This window comes from Variovorax sp. P5_A3 (genome assembly GCF_056400665.1).
This window is the reverse complement of the sequence record NZ_JBFUKW010000035.1, coordinates 1-14,739: the sequence shown is the minus strand read 5'-3', so window position 1 is coordinate 14,739 and position 14,739 is coordinate 1. Positions and strand designations below refer to the sequence as shown.

At 61.9% G+C, this 14,739-nt stretch carries 11 protein-coding genes and 1 pseudogene; 9 read left to right on the top strand and 3 right to left on the bottom strand.

Annotated elements, in window-relative coordinates; translation table 11 throughout:
- The first annotated feature begins 70 nt into the window (after nucleotides 1-70).
- From AC1D3B_RS32530 to AC1D3B_RS32490, 9 genes are all read left to right on the top strand, one after another.
- Nucleotides 71-1,342 (top strand): ParA family protein, encoded by a 1,272-nt coding sequence (locus AC1D3B_RS32530; protein ID WP_478194801.1) that lies wholly within the window; start codon nucleotides 71-73, stop codon nucleotides 1,340-1,342.
- Nucleotides 1,329-2,324, top strand: a complete 996-nt coding sequence (locus tag AC1D3B_RS32525) for a ParB/RepB/Spo0J family partition protein (protein ID WP_478194800.1) — start codon at nucleotides 1,329-1,331, stop codon at nucleotides 2,322-2,324. Before AC1D3B_RS32530 ends, AC1D3B_RS32525 begins: the two co-directional genes overlap by 14 nt.
- A 693-nt stretch (nucleotides 2,325-3,017) precedes the next feature.
- On the top strand, nucleotides 3,018-7,001 hold the full coding sequence (locus tag AC1D3B_RS32520) for a DUF4365 domain-containing protein (RefSeq protein WP_478194799.1): 3,984 nt from the start codon (nucleotides 3,018-3,020) through the stop codon (nucleotides 6,999-7,001).
- On the top strand, nucleotides 7,001-8,089 hold the full coding sequence (locus tag AC1D3B_RS32515) for a hypothetical protein (protein ID WP_478194798.1): 1,089 nt from the start codon (nucleotides 7,001-7,003) through the stop codon (nucleotides 8,087-8,089). The genes AC1D3B_RS32520 and AC1D3B_RS32515 overlap by 1 nt, the downstream gene beginning before the upstream one ends.
- Complete coding sequence (locus AC1D3B_RS32510) at nucleotides 8,086-10,014, top strand: phage integrase family protein (RefSeq protein WP_478194797.1); 1,929 nt, start codon at nucleotides 8,086-8,088, stop codon at nucleotides 10,012-10,014. The genes AC1D3B_RS32515 and AC1D3B_RS32510 overlap by 4 nt, the downstream gene beginning before the upstream one ends.
- Nucleotides 9,980-10,270, top strand: coding sequence for a DinB/UmuC family translesion DNA polymerase (locus AC1D3B_RS32505; protein WP_478194796.1), 291 nt, complete (start codon nucleotides 9,980-9,982; stop codon nucleotides 10,268-10,270). Before AC1D3B_RS32510 ends, AC1D3B_RS32505 begins: the two co-directional genes overlap by 35 nt.
- Nucleotides 10,271-10,554: 284 nt before the next feature.
- On the top strand, nucleotides 10,555-10,785 hold the full coding sequence (locus AC1D3B_RS32500) for a hypothetical protein (RefSeq protein WP_478194795.1): 231 nt from the start codon (nucleotides 10,555-10,557) through the stop codon (nucleotides 10,783-10,785).
- A gap of 13 nt (nucleotides 10,786-10,798) precedes the next feature.
- Nucleotides 10,799-11,239 (top strand): type II toxin-antitoxin system YafO family toxin, encoded by a 441-nt coding sequence (locus AC1D3B_RS32495; RefSeq protein WP_478194794.1) that lies wholly within the window; start codon nucleotides 10,799-10,801, stop codon nucleotides 11,237-11,239.
- Between the two features lie 123 nt (nucleotides 11,240-11,362).
- A complete protein-coding gene (locus AC1D3B_RS32490) occupies nucleotides 11,363-11,806 on the top strand; it encodes a hypothetical protein (RefSeq protein WP_478194793.1) in 444 nt (147 codons plus the stop codon).
- Nucleotides 11,807-11,868: 62 nt separating this feature from the next.
- Here the strand turns inward: AC1D3B_RS32490 and AC1D3B_RS32485 are convergent, their stop codons facing one another.
- From AC1D3B_RS32485 to AC1D3B_RS32475, 3 genes and pseudogenes are all read right to left on the bottom strand, one after another.
- Nucleotides 11,869-12,171 carry a DUF3606 domain-containing protein gene (locus AC1D3B_RS32485; RefSeq protein ID WP_478194792.1) on the bottom strand — a complete coding sequence of 101 codons (303 nt, stop codon included), beginning with the start codon at nucleotides 12,169-12,171 and terminating at the stop codon, nucleotides 11,869-11,871.
- A 113-nt stretch (nucleotides 12,172-12,284) separates the two neighbouring features.
- Nucleotides 12,285-12,617, bottom strand: a pseudogene (locus tag AC1D3B_RS32480) (DUF932 domain-containing protein); the annotation flags it as partial.
- 494 nt (nucleotides 12,618-13,111) lie between these two features.
- A partial coding sequence (locus AC1D3B_RS32475; RefSeq protein ID WP_478194791.1) for a WD40 repeat domain-containing protein occupies nucleotides 13,112-14,739 on the bottom strand: 1,628 nt, incomplete at its 5' end.

The window sequence follows — 14,739 nt, the reverse complement described above, 5'->3', positions numbered from 1 at the left end:
GAGGTTTTCGTTACTTCGTTGTCGGAGCGTATTTTCGTCAATACCGCGATTTTCGTAAACACGACGACTGTTGTACATTACGACCAAACGGCGCCCGAAGTTCACCATTCATCCACGGCATCATATGGATATCTTCCCACCTGAGATCTCGATCCCGCCCGTGTCGCTCGACGACATCAACGTTCAAGCAGAGACCGCGGGACAGATGATGTCTCGAATTCGAACGTCAATGCTGGCCCCCAGGGCTGTAAAGGAAGAGCCAAGCTTCGGTGCCGACGAGCTCGCCGAACTTTGTGGCCTAGCCGGCCGCGCTTCCATCGCTCACTACATCGGCATCCGCCCGGATCTTCCAGCCGGCACATTAAGTGAGACCGGCCGAAAGCGACACTTCCGTCTTGCCGAAGTTCGCACGTGGGTACGTGAGTTTCGCAAAGAGCGACAACGGCCGGATGGCGCTCGTGCGATCACGATCACGATCGCAAACTTCAAGGGCGGCACCACGAAGACTACGACTGCTATGACATTGGCTCAGGGTCTTTCAATCCTGGGCCACAAGGTCCTGGTGATCGACACTGACCCGCAGGCGTCACTTACGACCCTATTTGGGATCCTTCCTGACCTTGAGGTCGAAGACCATGAAACCATGCTTGCGTTGGTTGATGGGACACACAAGGGTGTACGGCCGATCATTCGCAAAACCTACTGGGATGGGTTGGACTTGATTCCGGCATCGACCTCGTTGTTCGCAGCAGAGTTCATGCTGCCATCCAAGCAGAGCGAAGATTCCAAGTTCCAATTTTGGTCAGTGCTGGACGCGGGCATCGAGGAAGTTCGCAATGACTATGACGTCATCGTCATCGACAGTCCTCCTGCCCTCTCTTACGTCACGATAAATTCGCTATTCGCTGCGAACGGCATCATCATGCCGCTCCCACCCGAAACGCTTGATTTCGCGTCGTCTGCGCAATTCTGGGATCTGTTTTCGCAACTCACGCGCGACCTACTACAGCAACGCGGGTCGACAAAGGAGTTCGACTTCATTGATGTGCTGCTTTCACGAGTCTCCAAATCGACGACAACGGATGCTGTGCGTCAATGGATCAGCATGACCTACAAGGAGAAGGTGCTGCCGTTGGAGATTCCGCGCACAGCGACTACTTCGCTCAAGTCTGCGGAGTTTGGCACGGTCTATGACGCGAATCCTGAAGATGCGAAGGACCGCACATATAAGCGCGCACGCGACGCATATGACGAATTTGTCCAGCATATCGAGCGGCAAATCGGCATATTTGGACCAGTGCTGCACGGTGCAGCACCAGGAGTGAGAAATGGCGAAAAGTGACATTCTGAAGCGGGCGATGCTGGTCACTACCGATCCTATCGGGAGTCCGGCGCTCGCCCCGCATAGCCCACCCAAAGCTTCCACGACTTCACCAGGCGCCATGATGGCGTTTATGAAGGATCGCTCGGAAGTTCACAAAGAACTGGAAAGTGCGCAGGAGCGGTTGGCTGAATTTGCCGATGCCGACCCTACTAAACGACTAGATCCTAAGCAGGTTCGACCCTCCGCTTGGGCCAATCGCAAGGAACAGTCGTTCAGCCGGAAAGCATTCGAAGAACTGAAAAACGAAATTGCGTCGGCGGGCGGAAATGTACAGCCCATCAAGGTTCGTACGATTGTTGGTCAATCCGACGCATATGAGATTGTCTTCGGACATCGCCGCCACCGAGCATGTCTGGAGTTGGGCCTGCCCGTGCTTGCAACGGTCGTCAATCAAATGTCAGACCGGGAGTTGTTCGCGGAGATGGATCGCGAGAACCGGGCGCGCGCCGATCTTTCAGTTTGGGAACAAGGACTTGCCTACGCTCGGGCACTTGATGCTGGCCTGTACCCGTCTCTGCGGCAACTGGCCGAAGCGCTAAACGTACACAACGCCAACGTTTCGAGAGCGGTAGCCATCGCCAAACTTCCCGATGAAGTTATTCGCGCTTTCGACTCGCCGCTTGATCTGCAGTATCGCTGGGCTACACCGCTACGTGACGCACAGGATCGCGACCCAGAGGGATTGCTCGCTCGCGCTACGGCTATTTCCCAGCTTAGTACCAGGCCGTCGGCCTCGGAAATTTTCGCCCAGCTAACAGCACCGCCTAGTCGCACGGTGACTCCTGCGCCAGATAGTAGAGAGTGGAAAGACGGGCAAGGCCGGCGGGCAGCTCGCATGTCAGTCGACAAAAAAGGCAGAGTTGCGATTGCGTTTGAGCAACCGGTTTCGAAAGACCAATTGGATCGCATAGTCAAGTTGATCGACAGCTTGACGTCGTAGGGCACGACACGCCTCCGGTTACATGCAACGCGGAATGCTACTGGGCTGTCCCCGGCTATCGCGGATGTTTGAAACTTTAGTTTCAACCTAATCGACAACCCAGTCATAGCCGGCAAGGAAACTTCCGTCCGCCCCGGCGATCGCGGATGCTTAGCCGCTATTAGGGACGCTCCACGCTAGCAATGCGAAAAGTGGCAGACGCGGGGTTTTTCCGAGCGCAAACCGGCGATCGCGGATGTTTGAATCTTTATGTTCAACCTAAGCGACCACCAATTCCCACACAAAGGTGAAATGGCTTCCGCCGGCTAACGCGGATGGGACGGGGCTTGTGATCGCGTGCGCTTTGCGGCCCCTCCCTCCCCTTTTCCGATGCCAGGAGCTATGTCCTTCCCTCGTTTCCCCATTGAGGATCGGAAACCAACCGCCACTCGGCCCCGAGTTGAGTCTGCGTTCTCGCGGTTGGCCGCGTGCGAGAAATATTCAGGAGTGACAACGACTTAGTCAAACCTGCCCGCTGTAGTTCGGATTTGAAACTGAAAAATGCTACGGATGATTATGAGAGTAATCATCCCATGATTCGCTAGAATCGCGCTCAGCCAGCTCGCCACCCCGCCGCTGACGGTGGGCCGGCGCCTCGCCATAGACAAACATTTGCACGAGCGCCCTCCAGACTCTCCCCGCAAGAAAAGCAGCATGTCCGCTGATTTCCCAACCGTCGACCTCAACCATCGGATCAGCACCGCGTCCAAGCAGCTGCTCAGTTACGTCCATCCATCGACTTGGGAAGTCATGCACAGGGACGGCGATGACGACTACGGATTCGACCTGGAGGTGCAGGTGGCACCCGCGGGGCAAGTTTCCTTCCCCTTCCGCGCGCAGCTCAAGGGGACGACGTCGCCCAGCATCTCCGCTGACCAGACCACTCTGAGCATTGCGCTCAAACGCTCGACGCTCAACTACTACGCCCAGAGTCAGGGCGAAGTCATGCTGATCGTTGCGGTCGTCGCCTTTGAGTCGACTGGTAAGCCGGATCTGGCCCGGAGCAAGATCTACTGGACCTGGATTTCGGGGGAACTCGAGCGCCTGCGCGGTTCCCGATACGCAGTCGACCTGGTGAGCGATCAAGATCGGGTCACGCTGCGGATCCCTCTCTCGCAGGAGCTCAGTCCCGACCTCGAGGTCGAACCCTACCTGCGAAAGCGCCTCGAAGAGCTCCGGACGTCCGAGGGCCTTGCAGCGTTGCTGCGCGATACCGCCCAGCCGGGTGAAGACACGGCGGGCCGCCTTCAACGGCTCCTCAGCTTCGTCAAGGATCGCCCTGATTTCCTTTCGATGTCAGGTGTACTTGACGACGACGCTTTAACCGACAAAGGGATTCTTGGCACCCAGATCGCAGAGGGCCTTTCGTTCATCCGCGCCGGGCGCACCACGCTGGCAGAAGAGCTGTTGAATCGGATTGATCGCTCGCTGGCCGACCGCTCGGGGACCTTGAACGCTGAACTCTTGAGCCTCGAGGGGAAGATCTGCATGCAGCGCCGCCAGCGCGACCGTGCCGCGGAACTGTTCGACCAAGCCTATGCGGTCCATTCCGTCGAGAAGCACCTGTTGGCAAAGGCCGAGGTTCGCTTTCTCACTGCCATCGATCGGAAGGATGTTCCCGCCATCCAAGCGATTGCCGAATCCCTCTCTGAAGTCAAGACCGACGACGGGTTGGGCTTGCGGGTGCGCGTGCAGACGGCCCTTGGCGACGTGAAGGGAGCTCAGGCTTCGATCGACAGGATTACCGATGCGAAGCGCGCAATGCCCCAGCTGGTCCTGTGGTCGAGTCAGCGTCGGTGGGCTGACGTTCGCAACGGCGCAGAGCGCGCCTTGGCCGAGCGGCCGATCAATCCGCAAGAGGTCATCGCGCTGAACCTCGTGGCTGCACGTGCTTGTTGGCAACAGGCGCTTGCTACGGCCGCTATCACCGAAAGCGAAGGCGAATTGCCCATCACGGGAGCGCCCGGCATGGATCTCAACGCGTTGACGGCGGCGTGGGCTCATTCCGAGGCATGCCTGCGCGGGTTGAAGGAGGTCGGATGGCCGTTGAACGTCGAGTTGCTTGCTCCGATCGCGGTGGCCAGTGCAGCGGCAATTGGCCGCCAGGACGAGGCGCTTGCCCTGCTTGGGGAGGCTGCCGCCGCGCGCCCCGAGTACGCGGACCTGCAGGAAAACGTGGAACTGTTGGCCCTAGGCACAGGACGCGTCGGTCAAGCGCTCCAGGCCAATGCACGGCAAGGAGACAGCCACGGGGCGCTGGTCCGTCGCACCTGCGCGTTGTTTCAGCTGAAGGACTACCAGGCCGCGGTGGCTGCGGCGTTGCAAACGCTGGACTCGATCGAGCAAGAGGTCAGGCAGACGCCCATGGCGCTTGCGCTCGGCGCCGCCGCAGCGTCGAAACTTTCTCGCCTACGCGACCGTGACAGGCTAATCGCGGTTCTACGCGCGGAGCCTCGCTACGCAGAATTCGTCTACTTCGCCGAGTTCTCGATATCGTCGCTCAGGCAACCGGGCACAGAGGAAGCTCTGCAAGTGCTGCGCGATGGGATTGAGGCGTTCCCGAATTCCAGGTTTCTGATGACGAACCTGTTTTCCAACCTGTCGGTGGACGAAGCCGCGTCCGCTTCCGAAGCCATCAGCCTGGCGAAGCGCATGCGGCTTGAAGCCGTCCTTTCCGAGGTCGACCAGGGCCGTTTCATTGAGGCGTGCTTCGCGCTGGATCAATGGTCAGATGCAGAAATGGCCGCCAGGGCGGCGCTTCAGCGCTTCGGTTCGTCGGAACGGTTTCATTCCATGCTGGCGATCGCGTTGGAAATGCAAGGGCAGACTGCCCCCGCGCTTGAAGCGCTTGAGGCCGCCCTTGCGCATGGCGCAAGCAGAATCGGAACGCTGCAGAATTATTTAGGAATATGCCTGCGTCTTGGGCGCTTGGACGCTGCACGCGAAGCCCTCGAAACCTTGCTCGGTGTCGAGGGCGAGCGAGGGGAGCGGCTCGAATTGCTGCGCCTCAATGCGCTTCTTCTGTTGCAAGAGGGCCGCAACGACGAAGCCTACGAAGTGGTCAGGGAAGTCGGCATACTGGTCGAGGCATCGGTCGAGACAGAAGAGGCGATGTACCTCAATCTGTATCTTGCGGCGACCCTGCGTCAGTTCGAACCACCGGAGGCAGACCGCCTGGCGTTTTGGCAACGCGCTGCAACGTTTTCTCTCGTTTGGCCAGAATCCAGTCTGTTTAGAAAAATGGAAGTGCCCGAGCAGGGTTTTCAGACGCCCGACGATGTGCACTCCATACTGGATGGCGTTTGGGGCGATTCGCGCGGGCGTCGCCAGGAATGGGCGCATCGGGAGGAGCAGGCGAGAAGCGGCAAGCTGCCGGTCCCGTTCGTCGCGCGTCCGTCGTTCGTGCTGCACTACATAGGTGATGTGTTCACCTTGTGGGACGTGTCCAAGCGCTCCAAACCCGAGGATCGGCAGTTCCACCTGACCAGCTGCCTCGCGGACGACGCTGTAGCTGCGGACGATAAAGTTTTGCGGGACGAGCCGATCCTGGACTTATCCGCTTTGCTCGTACTCCAGGATCTGGGCCTGCTTGAGACCCTTCTACGTTTGTTCCGCCGCATCGCTATCCCCAAGAGCACCCTCGACTACATCAGCCAACACAGCCGCGGATTGTTCGTGAGCGCCATGACCAGCGGTTACGCCACGTCGTTGCTGGCATTTGTGAACGACAACCTGGATCGGATCTCGCAGGTTTCGATCGATCGCCGCTCGGTCAAAATCGTCAGCGAGCAGGTGCTTTTGGCTGACTATCTGCAGCTAGCCAAGTCAGGGCGATGGGCTGTGTATACGGACGATGCTTTCACGCGAATATTGGCCAAGCGCGAATTTCCAGCCATGTTGACCATGAACACGGTCGAACTGATGCGCTTTGGTGAAATGGCCGAAGCGCTCTCGGCACCGGAGATCGCCAAAATGTTGGCCAAACTGGTCGCATGGAACGTCGGCATCACCGTCGAGACACGCTATCTGATCGCCGCATTGGACGGAGCGATGCAGCAGGGCGAGAAGATTTCGCTGCATGAGCGGTACGGTCGCTTCGCCACGCATGAACCGTTCGCAACGCTGACGAAGGCCATCTGGGATCCAGACAAGAAGACGACCGACCTCGCGGTGCACATCGCGATGTTCGTCGCCGACGCCCTGCGATCGAGGGACTCCAGCGAAGACAGCGTTGCGGCGGTTTGGGCGTTGTGGCTCAACCGCGTGAAGCTCATGGCGTCCATGACAGCGGCGACGAGCGCGGATGTTCTGGCACTTTCGCTTCTGCTCGCACTCCAGCAGTTGCCGGACGGTACAGAACAACGCGGTGTCCGTGCGATGTTGAAGACGTTGGAGTTGGGTGTCGAGCCCGGTCAAATGTCCCGCGAGCTTCAAAACGACCTCGTGCGGCGACTCGGCGAGTGTGTGGCGAATATCGCCGATCGCGACTTGAGCACCGGCGAGGCCCTGCGAGGACGGCTGGAAAGGGCATTGCCGCCGGGCACCTCTGAGGGAGACATTTTCAGTTCGGCGTACTTCGCGTCCTTGAGGGCCCCGTCCCACGCCGCACCACATACGACTGATGTGACTTTCCATTAATGAACGGCCTATCCATATTCGCCGGCATCGACTCCAACGGTGTCGTTCGCTTCGTGGGAGACGTGCCACGCGGAGCGGCCTGCGGCTGCCGCTGCGATGCTTGCGGCGCCGCGTTGGTCGCCAAGCGCGGAGAGATCAACACCTGGCACTTTGCACACGAAGCCAGTCAGGAGCGCCCGGAATGCTTCGCGGGAGCCGTCAACCTCCTGAGGAGACTGGCGATCGAGGTCTTGAAATCTGCCGGTCGCTTCGCTCTTCCCATGCTACGCGTGCGGGTGACCACGCGGCCACCGCTCCCCGTCCTGCAGGAACACATCGAGTGGGATCCGGGCGTCGGGACGGTGGAACATTGGGAGGCTATTCCGGCGCGCGAAGCGCCGACAGGTCGGCTGGTCCTGGCGTCGGGCGCCCGGGTCCACCTTTTCGTTGAAGTAGGGAATGAGCGTCACTCGAAGCTTGGGGCGGTCGACCCGTCAGTAGGAAGTCTGCTGTTCAGCGTGCCACTACCTACGGATCCTGAGCAACTCAAGGATGTGGAGACCGCCAAGCGATTCATTGTGGCGTCAGGAAGTTTTACATGGGGCAGACTGCCCGATGTCGACTCAAAAGTCGCAGAGGCACGACAGCGTCTGGACCAGGCGGCACGCGCGCGCGCTCGGCTTCCGGAAGAGATCAACGCTTTGCACCGCATGGGCGACAGGCACCGCCCGTCCGCCGCGATGGCCGCAGAAATGCCTGTCGCCGCAAAACCAACGGACACGGATGAATCGCCGTGGGCAGCATGGCGTAAGCCACGCAGCTCCTTCATCTTCTATGGGCTCGGTGACGGCAGCGCATGGCTGATGCTGCAGCACAAGGATGGCCGTGCGGTGTTGGTCCCATGGCCGCGAGCCGAGGAGGGCTGGGACGAATCCCTACCGGCGCGGCTGGGATCCGCCGATCATGAATTGGGCGGCGTGGTGCTCACGAGCGACGTGAACGCCATGATTTATTTGCGGGGCCGACCTGACGGTGGCGTTGTGGTCCGCACATCAAGCAGCTGGTCTGAAATCTCCTCCATTACCTGGCCGCCACGCAAGTCATCATGAAGGCATTGCGACTCCACCGCAGCCGCAAGCTGCACAGCGGCCACTTCGCATTCATGCGCGCGGTGGTGCAGGGCGTCGACGCACGAGCGAGTTGGGACCGGTATTTGCGCCTGGAGGGCGAGCACGTCGACGTGCGCCGCGTGCGCTCGACCATTGCTTGGATCCGCGCCGAGTTCGCGGCCGCGGCAGTCCGCGAGGAGAAGCCGGGCACGGCGCGTCTGGTACTCCTAGACGCGCAGCAACTGGCAGAAGGCGGAACGCTGCTGCCGTCGCTGGCCGAGTTTGCGACGCAGCGCGGCCTGGAGGAGTTTTCGGAAGCCGAACAGGCCGAAGCCTACGAAAAGGAATTCGGCGGAGCCGCGCGAAGCCTATCTCGCCGCGCGAGATTGATTGCGCGCCAACTTGAGGCGCTTCGCTGGCTCGAGAGCATCGCCGCCGAGCACCCGCGTGCCGGCGACAGCGTCCATGCCTGGCTCATGCCATCACTCGCCGCACGCATCGAGGCCGCCGGTATTCCCACGTTGTTCGCTCTCATCGAACGCATCAACGGCATCGGCTCGCGCTGGTGGACCGGCGTCCAGGGCGTCGGCGAGCTCAAGGCCAGGCGCATCGTCGAATGGCTGCAGCTGTATGAGACATCGATCGGCATGCGCATCGGTGGCCACGTAGCCACGCCCAGAGCGCAACTCGCGCCGGCGGACCTCGCGCTCGTCGTGGCTTCGACAACAGCGCTGGTGCCGCTGGAGAAATTCATCGTGCCGAGTGAACTGAGCGGCAGGGCAGGGCGCTTTCGCGCAGCACGCGACCAATGCCTGCTTGAGGCGGACAACGACTACGACGCGATCGCAGCGTGGCTCGCGACCAAACGCCGACGCCAAGCCGAGGAAAGCGCGACCCAGCGCTCCTACCGCAAGGAGGCGGAACGCCTCTTGCTGTGGGCAGTACTGGAACGACAAAAGGCGTTGTCGTCGCTGACGGTCGAAGATGCCACCGCATTCGTGGCATTCCTCCAGGCGCCTCCGTCGGCATGGTGTGGCCCACGCCATCGACAACGCTGGTCACCCCTGTGGAGACCGCTGGAAGGCGCACTCTCCGTGAGCGCGCTGCGTCAAACCTTGACGATTCTGCGCAGCTTCTATGCGTTCCTGGTTGACCAGAATTATGTGATCGGCAATCCGTTCACCGGTGTCGCGCAGCCGCGCGCCTCCGCACGCCTGCTCGGCTCCAACCGGTCGTTGACGATCGACCAATGGGAGCTGGTCGAAATCCAACTGCAGCAGGATCTGGAGACCTCAACTGGCCGGCGCCGAGCACGTGCCGTTCATTGGCTCTACGCTACCGGGCTGCGCCTCGCCGAGATCGCGGCCGCTCGCTGCGCGGATCTCGAACTGTTCGAATACCGCTCCGCGGATGGCACGGCCGGATCGGGGTGGTTGCTGACGGTCGAAGGCAAGGGAGGAAAACTCCGCCAGGTGCCGGTGCCGCTCAGCCTGGTGGAAGAGCTCGGCGACGAGCTCGAGGGCATCGGGCGAAGCCGCGACCCGCGTGCCGCCGAAAACCACACACTGCCGATCCTGGCCAGCTTCGACGAAGGCTCGTTCGATCCGTGGTCGACCGCGGGGATCTACAAGGCGGTGAAAGTGGTCTTTGAGCGCAGCGCCGAGCAGCTGCAGGGCGCCGACGCCGGGTCAGCCTCGCGACTGCGACTGGCGAGCCCACATTGGTTGCGACACACCCACGGCACGCACGCACTGAACGGCCGGCCAGGTCGGGCGCCGGTGCCTGTACAGGTAGTGCAAAACAACCTCGGCCATTCGTCCATTGGCACCACTTCCGCCTATCTCACGACGGAGCGCTCCGGCCGACTGCAGGCGATGGAGGGGTTCTGGGGTGAGGGCAAGTCCGGGCAGCCCGACCATCGATAGTGAGCGGAGACCGCCAGTGGTTCATGGCCGCTCGGCCAATTCCGGCCAGCCGGCCACGGATCTGGTCGACCTGGTGGAAGCGGTGAGCGAGTTCGCCGGCCGGGCGGCTGAGAAACTGCGAAAGCAGGACGGACGCGCTGGCCAAGTGCTTGTGTTCATCCACACGTCGCCTTTCCGCCTTTCCGCGCGAACGACAAGCAGTTCTCGAAGTCGATCACGGTGCCGCTGCGGCGGCCCACGGCCGACACTGCGCTGATCCGGCCGCGATCGGCGGCCTCAAGGCAGTCTTCAAACCGGATTACCGGATTACCGGTTCGCGAAAGCGGGAGTCATGCTGCTACTCCCCGGGGCCCTCGCTATCTATGCCTGGCGGACCTGTTCTCTTCATTGGGTAGCGAGTGAACGCCCACTAACTCGCGCCATCCAGCGGCATTCAAACCCAGGCGAGCTACGGTCGGTGTGACTTTTTTACCGCGTCTTGTCCGCGGCTTCTCCACTGGCGCTAACGGCGACGACGCCATTTGCGGCAGAATCAAATCCATGAGCATCACGCGCGTTCTCAAAGTTGCGGGGCACCGTACGCAATCCATGCCCACATGGCATTCGGGTTCGATGGGGTACTCCGTGCGCGTGTTGAAAGTAAAGCCGAAGACGGTCGTCCGCCTGAGCGCGGGGGCCGAGTGCACCTTCCGGAAGATTTCCGACCCGGCCAATGCGCACCTGTTCAGCGCCGAGGCCGCTCTCCAAGCCTTCGCCGACGTTCAGATCTGACCGGGCAGCCTCCTTGGCGACCCGTTGCACGCAGGCTCTGCAGAGGCAGCTCGCCGCCCTGAACGAGGACAGCACCAGTTTTTGCACCGAGTTTGACGACTGGAAGACGGCCGGCGAGTATGAAAACTACCTGTTCGGCAAGGACGGTGCCTACACAGCGCCCGCGGTCGCAGGTGTTCCGAATGTGCTGCGCCATGTCCATCTTGTCCCGCTTGCAGATCCCAGGGCACTGGCGGCTTGGAACACGCAATGGCACCGCCGCGGTCGGAAAGTAAGTGACCGCGCCCTGGTCTACGCCAGCGACGGTCACTACGGACACTTGCTCATTTACATCTTTTCGGAGCCGGACGCCCACCAGGTCGCGCGAATGAAAACGCACGCGCAGTTACAGCTTATGCTCAAGCTAGCCCGGATCGCGGAGCGCTTCATTCACGACGGTACATGTATCGCATAGGGGGTCGCTGAGACGGCGGCCATGATCGCGTGCAAAGCTGCTGCCTCAAAATCGGCCCAAGTTGAACCTGCAGGCGAGGCTAGTAGAGCCGGCCTGAAACCAACCCACCGAGAGATCGTCCTAATGGAACGCGACAGCCAAAAAGAAGAACTTCCATTGCCAAGTCCACAAGAGGCAATCGTCATCAGGCGAATCCTGAACCGCTGCTTACACGAACACACTCAACGCTCGATCAAGCGGCGAATGGTGGAGTCCGCGTGCTCGGACTGTGGGGAATCGATGGTGCTGGGTTTGGAGTCGGACGACTATGTAAGCCCTGCGGAGGAAGCCCGGCGTTGGAGAGCGAGCCTGCCGCGTCCTGCGGCTCATTTGGTCGTGGCCGAACAAGCGCTGGCCCTTGCCGGTCGCTCCGGATGGCACATCCAAATACGCCAAGCAGCCGACACGTTCGTTTGCACCTTGTCGAAGGAGGATCGCATCGTTCGGTCCGGCGCCCAACGCACCCGCGCTGCTGCGATCGTAGAAGCCCTAGCCCGGATGGCAAACGAATACCAATTCAAAGGCTAGGCATACGGGCGTCATTTCAGCGGCGATGAACACGCCAGCGTCGCGTGGAATCGGCCTTCGTTCTAGCTTCGTTCGCGGCCGCTTCTGGCGATCACGGCGGCAGCGAGTTCTCTAGCGCGAATGGCTGCGGCCTCATGCTGACGCCCGATCATCACGCCCGCCACGAACTTACGAACCTCCAGCGCACTGGGTCCGCAGATCATCACGGCATCACGGAGGACCGTGGCCGTACAGCCAAGCTGCTCGATCCAGAAGCGCACGTCATCAGGATCGTTCGTATCGATAAAGTCCATCGAGGAGCATAGAAGATTGGTGCGGATAGGGTGACGCTCACTGATTCGGAGTTCTTTCAGAGCTTTTTCCACAATTTGGCCAAGCTTGAGCTCACCTGAAAATGCGCGCTGTCGCGAACGCCTCTTCGTGACGTTGTGGTACCTGACCGCTGTTGACGCAGTGGCCGGGCTTCGCTTTTTCAGATTCAGGCCTTAAGGCGCTTCATCTCCTCGGCAAGCATCCAGAGGGCGCGGTTCACCTTCACGCTTGGTCAATTCCTTGCACAGCTCATGTGCGCCGCCGGCGTCCGTTGCTGGTCCGCGCCGGCAGCCCTCCGCGAACCATGTTTTCCTGCACGCGGTTAAACGTGCTCCACAGATCGGGCTTGCCGTCCGCGACGCGGAGCGAGGATTTGCGCCTCCGTGATCGGGGCGGGCTTGGTCGCATCTGGCTTGTACTTCAACGCCAGCGCGGAGCGGGCGAAGGTCTCCGCCTCTGCCGGGTCAAGCGTGATCGCCCGCATGCTCTCGCGCTGCTCGCCGCCCTCGGCAGCCCGTCACAGCCATTGCTGAAGCACTGGGGAAGATCGTTGGAAAGCTCGTGGTCCAGTCCGAGCAACTTCCAAAGCGGAGCTCGAAGACCACCTTGTCCGCTACGGTCCGCATATCGTCGAGGCGCTCGACGAAGCGTGGGAGGAGTTTGAGCAGAGGGGACCCGTCTAATTCCACCCACGAAGATGGAGGGCCGCGCGAGGCGACAATGACGCCTCGACCTGCGAACAAGCGCGCCTTTCTTTTGTCCACTGTCCACTCCCTGGCGGCGCGCTGCAGCTCGTTTGCCGCCCGGTGCGATAACACCGAGGCGGCCTTTTTCGAAGGCTCTTCGCCGCAAAGCAGAGGCGGTCCTGGATCTCGGCCAGGCCGAACTCGATCTGGGCGCGGCCCCAGAAGCAGTTGACACAGGCAAAGCAAATCGCAAGCCTGAATATGCATGTCCGCGCGATTCGCGCGCGGGGGCCTGCCTCCTTGACATTCAAACCAGGTTCAGCAACAACTCCCAAGCAGTCGGCGGCGCAGCGCAAACATCCTCGCCTTCACGCTCGCGGAGGATGGGGGCGGCAACGATGTCCTGGGCGTCGATATGGCGGACGCCCACCTGCCGCTGCGGAGCGTTTGGTTCAGAGAGGAGGGACGCACCGACGAGCTTCTGACGGCACAGATCGTCAATGAACTCCTGCCCAGCGGGGTCGCGCATCGCCCATTCGATGTCCCATAGCCGCGCTGTTGCGTCGTCGCTCGAGGTCAGGATGCGGTGCTGGTCGGCCGAGAAGACGGCGCCATTGACGGGCTGGTCGTGCTTGAGGGCCGGGCCAATCTGGGCACCGGTGGCCGCATCCCACAGCCGCGCCGTGGCGTCTTCGCTCCAGGTCAGAATGCGGTGCTGGTCGGCCGAGAAGACGGCGCCTTTGACGGGCTGGTCGTGGTTGAGGGCCGGGCCAATCTGGGCACCGGTGGCCGCATCCCACAGCCGCGCCGTTGTGTCGGCGCTCCAGGTCAGGATACGGTGCTGGTCGGCCGAGAAGACGGCGCCATTGACCATCAGTTCGTGCCTGAGGGCCGGGCCGACCTGGGCACCGGTGGCCGCATCCCACAGCCGCGCCGTGGCGTCCGAGCTCCAGGTCAGGATGCGGTGCTGGTCGGCCGAGAACACGGCGCCATAGACCGCCTTGTCGTGCTTGAGGGCCGGGGCGATCTGGGCACCGGTAGCCGCATCCCACAGCCGCGCCGTGGCGTCGGCGCTCCAGGTCAGGATGCGGTGCTGGTCGGCCGAGAACACGGCGCCATCGACTATCTGGTCGTGCTTGAGGGCCGGGCCGATCTCGGCACCGGTGGCCGCATCCCACAGCCGCGCCGTTGCGTCCGAGCTCCAGGTCAGGATGCGGTGCTGGTCGGCCGAGAACACGGCGCCATTGACCCAGTGGTCGTGCTTGAGGGCCGGGCCGATCTGGGCACCGGTGGCCGCATCCCACAGCCGCGCCGTTGCGTCCTCGCTCCGAGTCAGGATGCGGTTCAGGTCGGCCGAGAAGACGGCGCCACGGACCGGCCGGTCGTGCTTGAGGGCCGGGCCGATCTGGACACCGGTGGCCGCATCCCACAGCCGCGCCGTTGCGTCCTCGCTCCAGGTCAGGATGCGGTGCTGGTCGGCCGAGAAGACGGCGCCATAGACCGCCTTGTCGTGCTTGAGGGCCGGGCCGACCTGGGCACCCGTGGCCAGATCCCACAGCCGCGCCGTTGCGTCGTCGCTCCAGGTCAGGATGCGGTGCTGGTCGGCCGAGAAGACGGCGCCATAGACCGCCTTGTCGTGCTTGAGGGCCGGGCCGACCTGGGCATCGGTGGCCGCATCCCACAGCCGCGCCGTTGCGTCGTCGCTCCAGGTCAGGATGCGGTGCTGGTCGGCCGAGAACACGGCGCCATAGACCGCCTTGTCGTGCTTGAGGGCCGGGCCGACCTGGGCACCCGTGGCCAGATCCCACAGCCGCGCCGTTGCGTCCGAGCTCCAGGTCAGGATGCGGTGCTGGTCGGCCGAGAACACGGCGCCATAGACCGCCTTGTCGTGCTTGAGGGCCGGGCCGATCTGGGCACCGGTGGCCGCATCCCACA